We start from the raw sequence: 15,334 nt of genomic DNA, 5'->3' as shown, positions 1-15,334 counted from the left end.
TGTGGCAACAGCCCGACTCGGAGGGACGCCCGTGAGTCTCCTGTCCTCGGCTCGCGCGCCGGTGCAGTCACCGCGAAGCGACGAGCTCACCATCGTTCCCGCCCGCCATCCGTGGCGCTGGGTCGCCGCGGCCGCCGTGCTCGTGCTGGTCGCCCAGTTCGTGCACGGCCTGGCCACCAACCCCGGCTGGGACTGGAGCACCTTCGCCGGCTACTTCTTCGAAGAGTCGGTGATGCGGGCGCTGCTGATCACCCTGGAGCTCACCCTCGCCGGTGCGGTCCTCGGCTTCGCCGGCGGCATCCTGCTCGCCCCGATGCGGCTGTCGAAGAACCCGGTGCTCACGTCGGTCAGCTGGACCTTCATCTGGGTCTTCCGCTCGGTGCCGCTGATCGTGCAGCTGCTGTTCTGGGCCAACCTCGGCTACCTGTACGACAAGCTGCAGCTCGGCATCCCGTTCGGGCCCGGCTTCGTGCAGTTCGAGACCTCCAGCCTGGTCAGCGCGTTCGGTGCGGCCCTGCTCGGCCTGGCTCTGCACGAGGCCGCGTACGCCGCCGAGATCGTCCGGGCCGGCATCCTCTCGGTCGACCAGCGCCAGATGGAGGCGGCCGCCGCCCTCGGCATCCCGCGGCTGCGGCAGTTCCGCCGGATCGTGCTGCCGCAGGCCATGCGGGCGATCCTGCCGAACGCCGCCAACGAGCTGGTCAACCTGCTCAAGAGCACGTCGGTGGTCTACGTGCTGGCCATCGGCGAGCTGTTCTACCAGGTGCAGGTCATCTACGGCCGCAACGGGCGGGTCGTGCCGCTGCTGCTGGTCGCGACCGTCTGGTACGTGATCCTCACCGCGGTCCTGTCGATCCTTCAGCACTACACCGAGCGGCACTTCGGCAAGGGGTACCGGCGATGATCGAGATTCGGGGCGTCCACAAGTCCTTCGGGTCGCTGGAAGTGTTGCGCGACATCAGCCTCAGCCTTCCGGCCGGCAGCGTCACGGTGATCCTCGGCCCCTCCGGCTCCGGCAAGTCCACCCTGCTGCGCTGCGTCAATCACCTCGAAAAAGTCAACCGGGGCACGGTACGGGTCGACGGTGAGCTCATCGGCTATCGCCAGGACGGCGACAAGCTGCACGAGCTGCCGGAACGGCTCGTCCTCAAGCAGCGGGCCAACATCGGCTTCGTCTTCCAGACGTTCAACCTGTTCCCGCACATGACGGCCCGGCAGAACGTCGACGAGGCCCGCGGCCCCCGGGATTCCCGGGAACTGCTCGAGCGTGTCGGCCTCGCCGACAAGGCGGACTCCTATCCCCGGCAGTTGTCCGGCGGACAGCAGCAGCGGGTCGCGATCGCGCGTGCCCTCGCGCTCGACCCGAAGCTGGTGCTCTTCGACGAGCCGACGTCGGCGCTCGACCCCGAGCTGGTCGGCGAGGTCCTCGACGTCATGCGGGACCTGGCCGAGGCCGGAACCACGATGGTCGTGGTGACCCACGAGATCGGCTTCGCCCGCGAGGTCGCCGACACCGTCGTCTTCCTGGACGGCGGCCGGATCGTCGAGCAGGGGCCGCCGACCGAGGTTCTGGACAACCCCCGGCACGAACGTACCCGCGCCTTCCTTTCCAAAGTTCTCGTTTAGGAGCACCCCATGCGCCGCAGAACCCTGTTCGCCACCGTCGCGCTCGTCGCCGGGCTCGCCGGTTGCTCGGCCCCGGACGAGGCCCCCACGGCCGCCGCCCGGGTCGAAGGGGCCGCCACGACCACCAAGCTCAACCTCACGCCCGACCAGCAGCGGATCATCCCGGCCAAGGTCGACGCGGCCGCCGCGCTGGTGCCCGAGAAGATCCGGGCGAACGGCAAGCTGGTCATCGGCGTCGGCGCGGCCGGCTCCGGCTTCCCGCCGCTGGCCTTCACCGCCGACGACAACAAGACGCTGATCGGCAGCGAGCCGGACGTCGCGGTGGCCATCGCCGGCGTCCTCGGCCTCGAGCCCGACCTGCGGAACACGTCGTGGGAGAACCTGTTCATCGGTTTGGACAGCGGCAAGTTCGACCTCGGCGCCTCCAACATCACGGTCACCGAGGAGCGCAAGCAGAAGTACGACTTCGTCACCTACCGCAAGGACGAGCTGGCCTTCGAGGCGAAGAAGGGCTCCGGCCTGAAGGTCGCCGGCCCGGCCGACGTGGCCGGCAAGAAGGTGGCGGTCGGCTCCGGCACGAACCAGGAGAAGATTTTGGTCGAGTGGAGCGAGGAGAACGTCAAGGCCGGCCGGCCCAAGGTCGACATCAAGTACTACCAGACCAACCAGGCGACCTACCTGGCCCTCGGCTCGGGCGCGATCGACCTGTACCTCGGGCCGAACCCGACCTCGGCCTACCACGTGTCGACGGCGGGTGAGACCGAGATCGCCGGTACGTACTCGGGCGCCGGCGCGTCGCTGCAGGGCCTGATCGCGCTGACCACCAAGAAGGACAACGGCCTGGTCAAGGCGTACCAGGCCGCTCTCGACGAACTGATCAGGTCGGGTGACTACAAGAAGATCCTCGACCGCTGGAACCTGGCCGACGAGGCCGTGGACGCCGGCGAGATCAACCCGCCCGGCCTCCCGATCGAAGGTAAGTGATCATGACACAACCCCTGCATCTGGCCGTCGCGCTCGACGGCGCCGGCTGGCACCCCGCCGCCTGGCGCTCCACCGGCGCGCAGCCCGGACACCTCTTCACAGCGCCCTACTGGACCGAACTCGTCCTCGAGGCCCAGCGCGGCACGCTCGACTTCGTGACCATCGAGGACTCCCTCGGCATCGCCGACAACGGTGTCGGCGCCCGCCTCGACGCCGTGCTGATCGCGGCCCGGGTCGCCCCGGTGACCTCGCACATCGGGCTGGTGCCGACCGCGACCGTCACGCACACCGAGCCGTTCCACGTCTCCAAGGCCCTCGCCACCCTCGACTACGTGAGCCACGGCCGCGCCGGATGGCGCGTCCAACTCTCCGCCCGCCCCGCCGAGGCCGCGCATTTCGGGCGGCGGACGGTCCCCGAGATCCGGGAACACTTCGCCGAGGCGGCCGACTTCGTCGAGGTGGTGCGCCGGCTCTGGGACAGCTGGGAGGACGACGCGGAGATCCGCGACGCCGCCACCGGCCGGTTCATCGACCGGGCGAAGCTGCACTACATCGACTTCGACGGCAAGTACTTCAGCGTGAAGGGCCCGTCCATCACGCCCCGGCCGCCGCAGGGCCAGCCGCTGGTCACGGCCCTGGCCCACGCCGACATCCCGTACGCCTTCGCGACCGGCTCGGCCGATCTGGTGTACGTGACGCCGGCCGACGTGGACGACGCCCGGCAGATCGTGGCCCAGGTGTCCTCCCTCCCGCACGTCTTCGGTGATCTCGTCGTCTTCCTGGAGGACAGCGAGCAGGCCGCCCGCGACGCCAAGGCCCGGCTGGACGAGCTCGCCGGAACCCCGTACACCTCGGACGCCTCGATCTTCACCGGCACCCCGGCCCAGCTGGCCGACCTGCTGCTGAGCTGGCAGGCGGCGGGCCTGACCGGCTTCCGGCTGCGGCCGGGCCGGCTGCCGGCCGACCTGGAGGCCATCACCCGCGCCCTGGTGCCCGAGCTCCGGCTGCGCGGCGCCTTCCGCAAGGAGTACGAGTCGGCGACCCTGCGCGGCCTGCTCGGCCTCGGCCGGCCCGCGAACCGCTACCGTCAGGAGGCACCCGTTGCCTAAGCAGATCCACCTCGCCGCGCACTTCCCGGGCGTCAACAACACCACCGTGTGGAGCGACCCCGAGGCCGGCAGCCACATCGAATTCGAATCCTTCGTCAAGCTGGCGCGGACGGCCGAGCGGGCCAAGTTCGACTTCTTCTTCCTCGCCGAGGGCCTGCGGCTCCGCGAGCAGGGCGGCCAGATCTACGACCTGGACGTGGTCGGCCGCCCCGACACCTTCACCGTCCTGGCCGCCCTGGCCGCGGTCACCACCCACCTCGGGCTGGCCGGCACGATCAACTCCACGTTCAACGAGCCGTACGAGGTGGCCCGGCAGTTCGCCAGCCTCGACCACCTCTCCGACGGCCGGGCCGCGTGGAACGTGGTGACCTCGTGGGACGCCTTCACCGGGGAGAACTTCCGCCGCGGCGGCTTCCTGGCCGAGCCGGACCGGTACAGCCGGGCCACGCGGTTCCTCGAGACGGCCAAGGAGCTGTTCGCCTCGGTGCCGGCTCCCGAGGGCTTCCTTCGTGACCCGTCGGCCGGCACGTTCGCACACCAGGACGACCACTTCGACATCGCCGGCCGGTTCAACGTGCCGCGCAGCCCGCAGGGCCGCCCGGTGATCCTGCAGGCCGGCGACTCGGACGCGGGACGGGAGTTCGCGGCGGCCACCGCCGACGCGATCTTCAGCCGGCACGGCACGCTCGCCGAGGGCCAGGCGTTCTACGCCGACGTCAAGGGCCGCCTGCCCAAGTACGGGCGCGAGCGCGACGAGCTGCTGGTTCTGCCGGCCGCCACGTTCGTGCTCGGCGACACCGAGACCGAGGCGCAGGAGAAGGCCCGGATCGTCCGCCGCCAGCAGGTCAGCGGGGCGACCGCGATCAAGTTCCTGGAGCAGCTGTGGAACCGGGACCTGAGCTCGTACGACCCGGACGGCCCCCTGCCCACGGTCGACCCCGACGTGTCGGACAACCACATCGCGCGGGGCCGGGCCAGCGTACGGATGCACCGCGACCCGATCGCGGTGGCCGGCGAATGGCGCGCCAAGGCCGAGGCCGAGAAGCTCTCCATCCGGGAGCTGATCATCGAGGTGACCGGGCGGCAGAACTTCATCGGCACGCCCGCGTCGGTGGCCTCGTCGATCAACGAGCTGGTTCAGGCCGACGCCAGCGACGGCTTCATCCTGGTGCCGCACGTGACGCCCGGCGGCCTGGACGAGTTCGCCGACAAGGTGGTCCCGCTGCTTCAGGAACAGGGCGTCTTCCGGACGGACTATTCGGGTCCCACCCTGCGCGACCACCTCGGTCTGCGGGCGCCGCGATGACCACCGTCTCGCCGGGCACCTCGGTCCTGGACAACGCGGCCTGGGAGTCGCTGACCGGCCCGCACGCCCGGTTCGCCGAGCGGTACGGGCAAGCGGCGCGCTATCAGCCCGACGTGGCCCCGTTTTACGCCCTCGACGACCCGAACGACCCGGCCGCCTGGAAGGACCTGCTCGAACTGACCGGGCCCGGCGCCGAGGTGGCGGTGGCCGGCCCGGTACCCGCCGCCCACCCCGGATGGCGGCTCGTCGACGAGGTGGCCGGCGTGCAGTTCGTCGACGACACCCTCGCGGACGCGCCGGCGCCGGAAGCGGTCCGGCTCACCGCGGCCGACGTGCCCGAAGTGCTCGACCTGATCGAGCGCACGCGCCCGGGACCGTTCCGGACGCGCACCATCGAACTGGGCGGCTACCTCGGCCTCCGGGACGGCGGCAAGCTGGTCGCCATGGCCGGCGAACGGCTGCACCCGCCGGGCTGGACCGAGATCAGCGCGGTCTGCACGGACGCCGCCCACCGCGGGCGGGGCCTCGCCACCCGGCTCGTTCGGGCGGTCGCCCACGGCATCCGGGAGCGGGGCGAGACGCCGTTCCTGCACACGTCGGCCGCGAACGCGACGGCGATCCGCCTGTACGAGTCGATCGGGTTCCGGCTGCGCCGGCGGACCACGTTCGGCCTATACGCCGCGCGGATCGAAGTCTGAGCTGCTGGCGAGTTTCTGCCAGCGGCGGCGCTCGCTCGCGCTGAGCTTGGGCGGCATCACGATCCTGATCTCGGCGTAGAGGTCACCGGCGACACCGTCCGGGTTGGGCAGGCCCCGGCCCCGCAGGCGCGCCCGGCGGCCCGAGGACAACCCCGCCGGCACCTGCACCTGCGCGGGGCCGGACGGGGTGTCCACGGGCACTGTCGCGCCCAGGGCGGCCTCCCACGGCGCCAGCGGCAGGTCGACGTAGACGTCGCGGCCCTGCAGGCGGTAGCGCGGATGGGGGGCGATCCGGACGGTCACCGAGATGTCCATGCCGGGCAGCGGGATGCGCCGCCCGTCGACGACGCCCGGCGGCAGGTCGACCTCGACCACCCGAACGGCGGTGCCGAACTCCAGCGTCAGGTTGCGGCGGCCACCGGCGTACGCCTCCTCGATCGAGATCTCGAGGACCTCGACGCCGGCGTCGAAGCGCGGCATGCGCGCGCCCCACCCGAACTGCGCCGACCCGGATGACACCCCGAGACCGCGGTCCAGGTCGTACATCGCCCGTTTCCGCTCGTCGGCCAGGATGTTGTACGCCTCGGTGATCTGCTTGAACCGGGTCTCGGCGCCCGTCTCCCGGTTGAGGTCGGGATGGAACCGCCGGGCGAGGGCCCGGTAAGCGCGCTGGATCTCGGCCGGGGTGGCCGACTTGGCCACGCCGAGAACTTCGTAATAATCGCGCGTCTTCGTAGGCACGGGCCCTCCCCTTGCGCTCGCGTCCATAGAGGTTTATGGCTTGAGCGCCCTCATGTCAACTCTGTGTCCCCAGGGAGTCACGTTCCGGTCCCGCGAACGCCCCGGGCGCTCGTTGGGCATGATGGACTGGCTCACGAGAGGAGGCCCGGCGTTGATGACATCGAATGGCTCGGCCCGTCCGGTCACGCTGCGCGACGTGGCGCGCCTGGCCGGTGTGTCGGTGGCGACGGCCTCCAAGGCCCTCAACGGCCAGCCGCAGGTGAAAGCGGAGACCCGCAGCCGCGTCCTGGAGGCGGCGAGCCAGCTCTCGTTCTCGCCCAACACGCTGGCCCAGGCCCTGATCGGCGGCCGCACCGGCACCGTCGGCCTGCTCACCTCCGACCTCGAGGGCCGCTTCTCCATCCCGATCCTGATGGGCGCCGAGGACGCGTTCGGCTCCGACCAGGTGTCGGTCTTCCTCTGCGACGCCCGCGGGGACGCCATCCGCGAGAAACACCACCTGCGCGCCCTGCTCTCCCGGCGGGTGGACGGCCTCATAGTCGTGGGAGCCCGCCCCGACAGCCGGCCGTCGCTGGGCCGGGACCTTCCCGTGCCGGTCGTCTACGCGTACTCACCAAGCGATGATCCTGAAGACCTGTCCCTGGTCACCGACAACGAGGCGGCCGGCCGTCTGGCGGTCGACCACCTCATCGCGTGCGGGCGCACCCGGATCGCCCACATCACCGGCGACCCCTCCTACGGCGCCGCCCAGGACCGGGCCCGCGGCGCCCAGTCCCGCCTGGCCGAGGCGGGCCTGGGCCTGGCCGGTGACCAGGTCTGGTTCGGCATGTGGTCCGAGGCGTGGGGCCGCGGCGCCACCCGCATGCTGCTCCAGAAGGACCCGACGGTCGACGCCGTCTTCGCCGGCTCCGACGAGATCGCCCGCGGTGTCCTCGACGTGCTCCACCAGGAAAACCTGGACGTGCCGGGGCGTGTGGCCGTCATCGGTTTCGACAACTGGGAGGTGCTGGCGGCCAACGCCCGCCCGCCCCTGTCGACCATCGACATGCGGTTGGAGGAACTGGGCCGCCGCGCGGCCCAGCGCCTCTTCGCCGCCATCGACGGCAACCCCACGTCAGGAACCGAGACCCTCCCCTGCCGCCTGATCACCCGCGAGTCGACGGCTCCGCTGGGCTGACCGGCGGAGCGTGAAGCTGAAGTCGCCGGCCGACTTCCCGGTCAGCCGGTGGGCCGAGGTGAGCAAGCCCTCGGCGATGAGCCGGCGCACCTCGCGACCCGGCACCTCCAGACCGGCCGACAGCAGCCGCGTCCGGCGGACCGGAATCCGCCGGACGAAGCGGATGGAGGTGTCGACGGCCCGGGCATCGGTCCTTTCCCGGCGGAGCGTCCACGCGCCGTCCCAGTCCAGGGAGACGTTGTTCCGGCGCAGAACCGCGGGATCGGCGAGCACGGTCGCCGCGAGTTCGGGGTCGTTGTCGTGGAAGCGGGTCAGCGTGGACGGGTCGATGGCGCGGACGGTGACCCGCTCCAGAACTGTCAATTTGATGGTCTCCCCGCATCGGGAGCACAACGCCAGGAGCCAGACGTCGAGGAGCTTGTGGTTGGCGTTGACGCGGAATTTGCCGTACGTGCGGTACCGCCCCGACGGGCAGCGCCGGCAACGGCGGTTGATGAGGGGAAGGCCGGTGGGACACACCAGCCACTGATTGGTGGTCACTGAGGGACAAGCCGATCTGCTACGACGATTCCGTGCGGAGACACAGCTCCGCTGAGGAGTTCCGCGCATGACTGGGAAGCGAGGGGCGGGCCGTGTGTCACGACGGCCGGCCGCACTCGCCTGGTCGATGCGGGAGGTCAATGCTCGAGAAAGCAGAGCCCGGCGCCGCGCGCCGGGAAGATGTCTTAGCTGTACAACGGCTTTCCTCGTCTGGTGCCACCGGATGGGCCCGGCGACGTTAACAACGCTCCGCCGCGGCGCTCCACCGGTTTTCGCCGGCGGCGCGGCTCAAGCCCGTACCGAAAGTGGCTCCCACAGCGGGGACCGCGACCGAGCCGGCGAAAACGAGGATGGCGGTCGGGGCGCCGAAGGCGGCCACGAGGGAGCCCGCGACGACCGGGGCGAGGGCCGCCATCGACGTGGCGGCCATCATGATCACGCTGACGACGCGGCCCTGCAGGTGGTCGGGGGTGATGGCGGCCTGATAGCCGAAGAGCGCGGCATTGCCGGCGGGCCCGAGGAACACGGTCAGAGCCAGCGGTACGGCGGCGGCGACGCTCGACGTGAGCAGGGCGGCGCTCGCCAGCAGGACGACGGCCAGCCAGCAGATCACCCGGACCAGAACGGTCAGCCCGAGGCGGCGCTGAAGACGGGGCGCGACCACGGCCCCGAGCAGGCCGCCCACGGCGACGACGGTTTCGACGAGCCCGATGACGGCCGGCGCGGTGCCGCCGCTCTGCAGGGCCACGACGACGGCGAAGACGACACCGCCGATCGCGAAGTTCAGCGGGGCCGCGATCAGCATCAGCATCCGCAGGAACGGGTGGGTCACAATGAACCGCAGCCCCTCGGCGAACCTGACCGGAACATCCTTGTCGCGCGGCGCCTGCAACGGCTTGCGAATGGCGCCGACCATCACCAGCGAGACCAGATAGGAGACGGCGTTACCGAGGAACGGAACCGCGTGTCCCACCGAGAAGAGGAGACCGCCGAGAGGCGGGCCGGCCAGCATGGCGCCGTACGAACGGGCCTCGTTGCGCGCGACCGCGTCGGGCAACTGCTCGATCGGCACGATGCTGCGCAGGGAGGCGTCCTCCGCCGTACCGAAAAGGGCCCCGAAAGCCGCGTCGAACACCGCCGCCGCGATGATCAGGGGCAGCGAGGCCCGGCCGGTGACAACGGCCACTGTCAAAACCGTGAAGGCCAGCAGCCGTACGCAATCACAGGCGAGCATGAGCCGCCGCCGGTCGAACCGGTCGGCGATCACTCCGGCCGGCAACCGGCAGACGAGCCGCGCCACCGAGGCGAGGGTGCCGACCAGCCCGGCGCTGACCGGATCGCCGGTCTGCACCAGAACGAGCAGGGCCAGCGCCAGGGTGGCCACGCCGTCGCCGAGATCGGAGAGCGTCTGCGACGTCCACAGCAGATTGAACTCCCGGTTGCGCCACAGCGAGGCGTTCACGAGGCGCGATGCGGGTAGGTCTGAAGGACGACGAGCACCTGCTCGGCGCCCGGCTCATTGGTGCGGGCCTCCTCGACGGCCTGCCAGATCCGTTCCCGGAGCCGTTCGAGCCGCTCCGGAGTGGTCCGGATGACCTGATCGGAGCCCTCCCCCGCGGCCTGCCATTCCGGGCTCCACCGCCCTTGCGCGACCTGAGCGTGAAAGGTCTCGATCCAGGCACCCCACACCTCCCGGGAGGCGCGCTCGACGGCGACCTCGTCCTCCCGGCTGCCGTCACCGAACCGCGTCGACACGTGAGCGGCTTTCCACCAGCGCTCCCGCCCGTGCGCGCCGCGCCCCAGCTCGGGCGCGTCCACCACGAGCCCGTGCCGGGCCAGAAGCCGCAGGTGATGGCTGGCCTGCCCCGAGTCGGTGCCCAGCCGCCGCGCGAGAATCGCCGAGGTGGCGGGCCCGTCCACCCGCAACGACCCGACGATCCGCATCCTCAGCGGATGAGCCATCACCCGCATCAGCATCGCGTCGGTGACCACCAGTTCACTCATGAGCGGGACGCTAGTTCGTCCGCCACAACGAGTACAAGCGGCTTATGCATAGAAGCTCTGCATCGGTCGGCGGAAAAGTGTCATACCCCGGGGTCATCATGTCCGCATGGCCCAGCCAGCAGCTTTCTCACCGTCCGACCACGACTTCGAGGTGTCGGTGCACGAGGCCCGCACCCGCTTCGTCCAACTGGTACGCGTGGCCTCCCTGACCGGCCGCCCCGTCACCATCACCGACCACGGCCGAGCAATGGCTACGATCGTCCCCCACCAGCGCCCCGGCCTCAGCCGCCCACCCGACCCCCCGCCACACCGCCCGGTCCCCACGGACCCCGCCGCGAATCCCCCAACCGCCAGCAGGACCGCTCCTCACCCGCCCACCGCCGCCAACGCCGCTTCCCACCCGCCTACCGCCCCCAGCGCTGCTCCCCACCCGCCGACCGCCACCAGCGCTGCTCCCCACCCGCCGACCGCCACCAGCGCTACTACCCACCCGCCCACCGCCGCTTTACACCCATCTACCGCCACGCAGTTACATTCCGGCGCCGCTTCACCACCGACCGCCTTGCCGGCCGATCTCGAAGCGGAGCGGCGATCCGGAGCGGAGGGTGAATGGCGTACTGGCCTCGCACCCGGACGGCAGGCTGGGCCTGGGTATGAGTGGCAGGCCTACCCGAGGGCCAAGCGGCGCACCGGGGCATCGGCCGAGCGAAGAGCCGAACACCACGCCGGAGCCGAACAGCGAACCGGGGCGGATGCCGAACACCGGACCGGGGCCGAACAGCGAGCCTGGGCGGAAGCCGAACCCCGGGCCGGAGCCGAACGGCGAGCTGGAGCCGAACAGCGAGCCGAGGCAGAAGCCGAACACCGCGCTGGAGCCGAACAGCGAGCCTGGGCGGAAGCCGAACCCCGGGCCGGAGCGGAACAGCGAGCCGGAGCCGAACAGCGAGCCGGAGCCGAACGGCGGGCCGGGGCGGAAGCTGAGCGGCGGGCCGGGGCGGAAGCTGAGCGGCGGGTCGGGGCGGAAGCCGAACGGCGGGCCGGGGCGGAAGCTGAGCGGCGGCACGTCGAGACCTTCAGGCAGGCGGAGGCTGCGCGGCAGCGGGCCGATCCGGAGCGGGCTCAGGCGGTCGCGGCGGGGTGGGCCCGGCGGCTCGAAGAGGTGCGGGCCGCCCAGCAGCGCCGGCATGCGGCTGAGATCGCGTCTTTTTCGCAGGCGCTGGCCGAGGCGTGGCGCGTCATCGACCACCTGCGCCCGCGCGGAGCCGATCCCGGTATCGACCGGCTCCGCACCGAGCATCGTGAATTCCTGCCGGGGCGGCTTGGTCAGTCGATGTAGAGCTTGTCGAGCAGGTGGGCGTTGTGCTGTTCGACGTAGCGGCGGCGCAGCTTCAGAGAGGGGGTCAGGTCGCCGTTCTCGACGGTCAGGTTTCGTTCGAGGATGGTGAAGCGTTTGATGGTTTCCCACTTGCCCAGTTCGGTGTTCAGCTGGGTCACGTAGCCGTCGATGGCGGCCACCGTCTTGGGGTGGCGGACAATCTCGGCGTGGGTGGCGCCGGGCACGCCGTGTTCGGCGGCCCAGGCTCTGGTGGCGTCGGGGTCCAGGTCGATCAGGGCCGTGATGTACTGGCGGCCCTCGCCGTGGACGACTATGCGGGCCGACAGCGGGCACAGGGCCGCGAAGCGGGTCTCCAGGGACTGCGGGGCCACGTACTTGCCGCCGGAGGTTTTGATCAGATCTTTCTTGCGGTCCGTGATTTTGATGTTGCCGCGAGGGGTGATCTCGCCGATGTCGCCGGTGTGGAGCCAGCCGTCCTCGAGCATGGTGGCGCTGGCGTCGGGCAGGCCGTGGTAGCCCTCCATGACGCCCGGGCCCTTGATCAGGATTTCGCCGTCGGCCGCTATCGAGATCTCGGTGCCGGGCAGGGGAAGCCCCACCGTGCCGTATTCGAGGTGGTGGCTGCGGTTGATCGTGGAGCCGGCGGCCGATTCCGTCAGGCCGTATCCCTCCAGGATGGGCAGGCCGATCGCGTCGAAGAACTCGGCGATGTCGCTGGACAGCGGGGCGGCGCCGGAGATGAAGTACCGCATCCGGCCGCCGAAGCGAGCCCGGACCTTGCTGAGCACGATCCGGTCGGCCAGAGCATACTGCCTGGTCAGCAGCGCGCCCGGGGTTTCGCCGCGGCGGCGGGCACGGACCGCTCGGCGGCCGACGCCGATCGCCCAGTCGAACAGGCGCGCCTTCACGCCACCCTCGCGGTGCACGGTGGCCACGACACCGGCGTGGACCTTTTCGAAGATTCGCGGTACGGCGGGCATCACCGTGGGCCGTACGACGGGAAGGTTGTCGATGATTTTGGTCAGGTCGCCGTCGACCGCCGTGGGATAGCCGATGGAGAGCTGCGCCGCCAGCAGCACCTTGCCGAACGAGTGGGCCATGGGCAGCCACAGGTATCCCAGATCGTCCGGCTCGATCAGCGCGATCGCCTTCGCCGTTGCCGCCTCGTACGTCCAGCGGCTGTGCGGGAGGCGGACGCCCTTGGGCCGGCCCGTCGTGCCCGACGTGTAGATCAGCGTGGCCAGGTGGTCGGCCGTCACCGCCGCCGTGGCCCGGGTGACCGCGTCCGGGCGTTCGGCCAGCAGCGCCCGGCCGCGGGCGCGCAGGCCGTCCAGGGTCATCGCGCGGGACTCGCCGGCCGGCACCGGCCCGTCGATCATGATGACGTGCTCGACCAGGGTGCCCGGGGACAGGACCTTGGACAGGTGCTCCGAGCTCTCGATGATCGCGATGTGACTGTGCGAGTCGGCGAGGATGTGCTTCACGTCCTCGGCCGACGACGTCGGGTAGATCGTGGTGGTGGCGCCGCCGGCGCACATGATGCCCAGGTCGGCGTGGATCCACTCGACCCGCGTCCCCGACATGATCGAGACACGGTCCTCGGGCTTGAGGTCCAGGGCGAGCAGTCCGGCCGCGATCTCGGTGGCGATCTCACCGACGCCGGCCCACGTCTGCGACTCCCACCGCCCGTCGACCGGCCATTTGTACGCCTCGGCGTCCGGCGTGCGGGCCACCCGGTCGAGGAGCAGGGCGCCCACCGAAGCCGGTGTCTCCTTCTGGATCCGTTCCCAGGTGGTGATTTCGTCGGGCTGGGCGCGCTGTGCCGTGCTCACTGTGGACCTCCCGGCGTCACTGATCGATGGGCATCACCGACAGGGTACGCACGGTAACGTGTCCTGCGTCACATCCGTTCGGCCTGATCACGACGAGAAGCCAGCTCGACCAGGCGCTCCAGGTCCGTACTGAGAGATTGCTGTACGTCGTTGCCCATCCGCCGGGCCCACACCCGCGCCCGGCGTCCCTGAAGGTAGGCGTGCACCTCGAGCCGGCTGCCCTCACCGAGCGGACGAGCCTCGTGATGCACCGTCAACCGGGCACCCCGCAGGAAGGTCGTGTCCGCGTACACACTCCCCGGCTCCAAGGCCGTCACCATGAACGGCGCCGGCGATCCGTCGTTCGGCTTGGACACGCCCCGCGCCCCGACCGCCAGCGGCTCCGACAGGCGCAGATACTCCATGCTGGCGCTCCACTCCTGATGAGTGGCGAGGTCGCACCACCGCTCGTAGAAGTACGACGGCGCGACGTGCGACTCGGCGGAGACCCGCGCAACTTCGATCATGGCGAGAATGTACCGGTACGATGCCCAAGCGATGAGCGCCGAGCAGGACCCCGAGCTCGCTCGGCGGCTGACGTTGTTGCGATTGCCGGTCCAGCCGCTGCGGCAAGTCGCGGTGTTGCGTCCCACGACGAACGGCCGTTGGTCATCCGATCCCGATGCCGTCGGGGTCGGCCGGATATTTCGACGAGGCGTTGTTCGGGCCGGGCGAGCTGTCGCGGCACATGCTCGTGTGCTTCGACGACCGGCTGGCGGCAACGTGGCGCTATCCGCGTATCGGCGACCTGCCGCGGATCTGGGAGTGTCAACGCACAGCGGTTCTGTCGCGGGGATGTGCTCTACGTGGCCGACCATGGGGCGTTCACCATGACCAGCATGTCAGGCGGCGCGGGCCGACCAGACTCGGGCGGCGGCGTTGCGGGCGGTCAGGCCGGGTCGGGTGCGTGGGACCAGTAGGCCTGTGGTGCGGCCGATGTGGCGCTGCTTCGGGTCGGTCAGTGTGCGGTGGCGGGTCTCGTAGCGGCGCAGGGCGGTCGCCACGTCGGCCTCGTCGGTCAAGGCGGCGGCGAGGGTGTACGCGCCCGCCATGGCCAGGGAGGAACCGTCGCCGAACAGGGAGACGCAGGACGCGGCGTCGCCCAGCAACGTTACGCGGCCTCGGGTCCAGGAAGGAAGGGACACCCGGCTCACCGCGTCGAAGTAGAAGTCGGTGGTGGTCAGGTGGGTCAGCAGTTCGCGCGTTCGCCAGCCCGCGTTCTCGTACGCGGAAGTGACGAGGTCGCGCGGGCCGGGATCGGGCGTCCACGGGTGCCGGAAGATGAAGGCGGCCAGGGCGTCGCCGCGCCCGGGGTGGACGGAGAGCAGGCGGCCGGGGGTGTTGTAGAGCAGCACTTCGGTGGGATTCCACGATGGCGCGCCGAGGGACACCGTGGCCACGTACAGGCCGAGGTGTTGGACGAAGTCGCGTTCCGGGCCGAAGGCCAGCCGCCGCACCGTCGAGTGCAAGCCGTCGGCGCCGACGACGAGGTCGAAACGGGCGGGCCGCGCGTGCGCGAATGTCACGTCGACGCCGCCGGCGTCCTGGGTCAGCTCCGTGACGGTGTCGTCCATCAGGATCGTGGCGTCGGCGGCGGCCGCTTCGAACAGGAGGGACGCCAGGTCGCCGCGCGGGATCTCGGTGCCGGAGTCCATCGGCAGCCGGGCCACGGATCGGCCGGACGCGTCGAGGACCCGCATGCCCGTCGCGTGGGTCGCGGCCGCCCGCAGCGCCGCGGTGATCCCCATGGCGGACGCGACATCGACGGCTTGATGTCGTACGTCGACCGGGTTGCCGCTCGACCGCAACGCGGCCGCCTTTTCGACCACGGTCACCCGCCAGCCGGTCCGGGCCATCCAGTACGCCAGGGTGCTGCCCGCTATGCCGGCACCCGAGATCAGAACTCTGCGCTCAGTCATGACGCCGACGTTAACCGCACTCA

General features: G+C 70.8%; 15 protein-coding genes. 7 read left to right on the top strand and 8 right to left on the bottom strand.

All coding sequences use genetic code 11. The annotated features are described in order from the left end of the window. Positions 1-31: 31 nt before the first annotated feature. The 6 genes from ACGFJ7_RS34395 to ACGFJ7_RS34370 are packed head-to-tail and all read left to right on the top strand — an operon-like array spanning position 32 to position 5,723. Positions 32-904: an amino acid ABC transporter permease gene (locus ACGFJ7_RS34395; RefSeq protein WP_360257403.1), complete on the top strand. Its 873-nt coding sequence runs from the start codon at positions 32-34 to the stop codon at positions 902-904. Further along, positions 901-1,626, top strand: a complete 726-nt coding sequence (locus ACGFJ7_RS34390) for an amino acid ABC transporter ATP-binding protein (RefSeq protein WP_360257405.1) — start codon at positions 901-903, stop codon at positions 1,624-1,626. Before ACGFJ7_RS34395 ends, ACGFJ7_RS34390 begins: the two co-directional genes overlap by 4 nt. A gap of 9 nt (positions 1,627-1,635) precedes the next feature. Further along, the gene (locus ACGFJ7_RS34385; RefSeq protein WP_360257407.1) at positions 1,636-2,610 is read left to right on the top strand and encodes an ABC transporter substrate-binding protein; all 975 of its coding nucleotides are present in this window, start codon (positions 1,636-1,638) and stop codon (positions 2,608-2,610) included. A 2-nt stretch (positions 2,611-2,612) separates the two neighbouring features. Next, positions 2,613-3,719, top strand: a complete 1,107-nt coding sequence (locus tag ACGFJ7_RS34380; RefSeq protein WP_392645951.1) for an LLM class flavin-dependent oxidoreductase — start codon at positions 2,613-2,615, stop codon at positions 3,717-3,719. Continuing rightward, entirely contained in the window at positions 3,712-5,025 is a 1,314-nt protein-coding gene (locus tag ACGFJ7_RS34375) for an NtaA/DmoA family FMN-dependent monooxygenase (RefSeq protein ID WP_392645949.1), read from the top strand. The genes ACGFJ7_RS34380 and ACGFJ7_RS34375 overlap by 8 nt, the downstream gene beginning before the upstream one ends. Beyond that, entirely contained in the window at positions 5,022-5,723 is a 702-nt protein-coding gene (locus ACGFJ7_RS34370; protein ID WP_392645947.1) for a GNAT family N-acetyltransferase, read from the top strand. Before ACGFJ7_RS34375 ends, ACGFJ7_RS34370 begins: the two co-directional genes overlap by 4 nt. On the opposite strand, the gene ACGFJ7_RS34365 is transcribed toward ACGFJ7_RS34370, so the two are convergent. Continuing rightward, on the bottom strand, positions 5,697-6,464 hold the full coding sequence (locus ACGFJ7_RS34365) for a DnaJ C-terminal domain-containing protein (protein ID WP_392645945.1): 768 nt from the start codon (positions 6,462-6,464) through the stop codon (positions 5,697-5,699). The two genes, ACGFJ7_RS34370 and ACGFJ7_RS34365, sit on opposite strands and share 27 nt — an antisense overlap. Positions 6,465-6,618: 154 nt before the next feature. Between ACGFJ7_RS34365 and ACGFJ7_RS34360 the strand changes: the two genes are divergently transcribed. Beyond that, on the top strand, positions 6,619-7,641 hold the full coding sequence (locus tag ACGFJ7_RS34360; RefSeq protein WP_360257418.1) for a LacI family DNA-binding transcriptional regulator: 1,023 nt from the start codon (positions 6,619-6,621) through the stop codon (positions 7,639-7,641). On the opposite strand, the gene ACGFJ7_RS34355 is transcribed toward ACGFJ7_RS34360, so the two are convergent. From ACGFJ7_RS34355 to ACGFJ7_RS34325, 7 genes are all read right to left on the bottom strand, one after another. After that, positions 7,579-8,181 (bottom strand): DUF1062 domain-containing protein, encoded by a 603-nt coding sequence (locus ACGFJ7_RS34355; RefSeq protein WP_392645943.1) that lies wholly within the window; start codon positions 8,179-8,181, stop codon positions 7,579-7,581. The two genes, ACGFJ7_RS34360 and ACGFJ7_RS34355, sit on opposite strands and share 63 nt — an antisense overlap. 238 nt (positions 8,182-8,419) lie before the next feature. Then, entirely contained in the window at positions 8,420-9,643 is a 1,224-nt protein-coding gene (locus tag ACGFJ7_RS34350) for an MFS transporter (RefSeq protein ID WP_392645941.1), read from the bottom strand. Further along, on the bottom strand, positions 9,640-10,185 hold the full coding sequence (locus ACGFJ7_RS34345; protein WP_360257426.1) for a helix-turn-helix domain-containing protein: 546 nt from the start codon (positions 10,183-10,185) through the stop codon (positions 9,640-9,642). The genes ACGFJ7_RS34350 and ACGFJ7_RS34345 overlap by 4 nt, the downstream gene beginning before the upstream one ends. Positions 10,186-10,732: 547 nt before the next feature. After that, positions 10,733-11,482 carry a hypothetical protein gene (locus ACGFJ7_RS34340; RefSeq protein ID WP_392645939.1) on the bottom strand — a complete coding sequence of 250 codons (750 nt, stop codon included), beginning with the start codon at positions 11,480-11,482 and terminating at the stop codon, positions 10,733-10,735. A gap of 26 nt (positions 11,483-11,508) precedes the next feature. Continuing rightward, entirely contained in the window at positions 11,509-13,353 is a 1,845-nt protein-coding gene (locus ACGFJ7_RS34335; RefSeq protein ID WP_392645937.1) for an AMP-dependent synthetase/ligase, read from the bottom strand. Positions 13,354-13,421: 68 nt separating this feature from the next. Next, positions 13,422-13,859, bottom strand: a complete 438-nt coding sequence (locus ACGFJ7_RS34330) for a hypothetical protein (protein ID WP_360257432.1) — start codon at positions 13,857-13,859, stop codon at positions 13,422-13,424. 375 nt (positions 13,860-14,234) lie between these two features. Continuing rightward, positions 14,235-15,311, bottom strand: coding sequence for an FAD-dependent monooxygenase (locus tag ACGFJ7_RS34325; protein ID WP_392645935.1), 1,077 nt, complete (start codon positions 15,309-15,311; stop codon positions 14,235-14,237). Between the last annotated feature and the right edge of the window lie 23 nt (positions 15,312-15,334).

The organism is Actinoplanes sp. NPDC048988 (genome assembly GCF_043197815.1).
Taxonomy (GTDB): domain Bacteria; phylum Actinomycetota; class Actinomycetes; order Mycobacteriales; family Micromonosporaceae; genus Actinoplanes.
The sequence above is the reverse complement of the archived record's forward strand: the minus strand, read 5'-3'. Positions and strand labels throughout refer to the sequence as shown.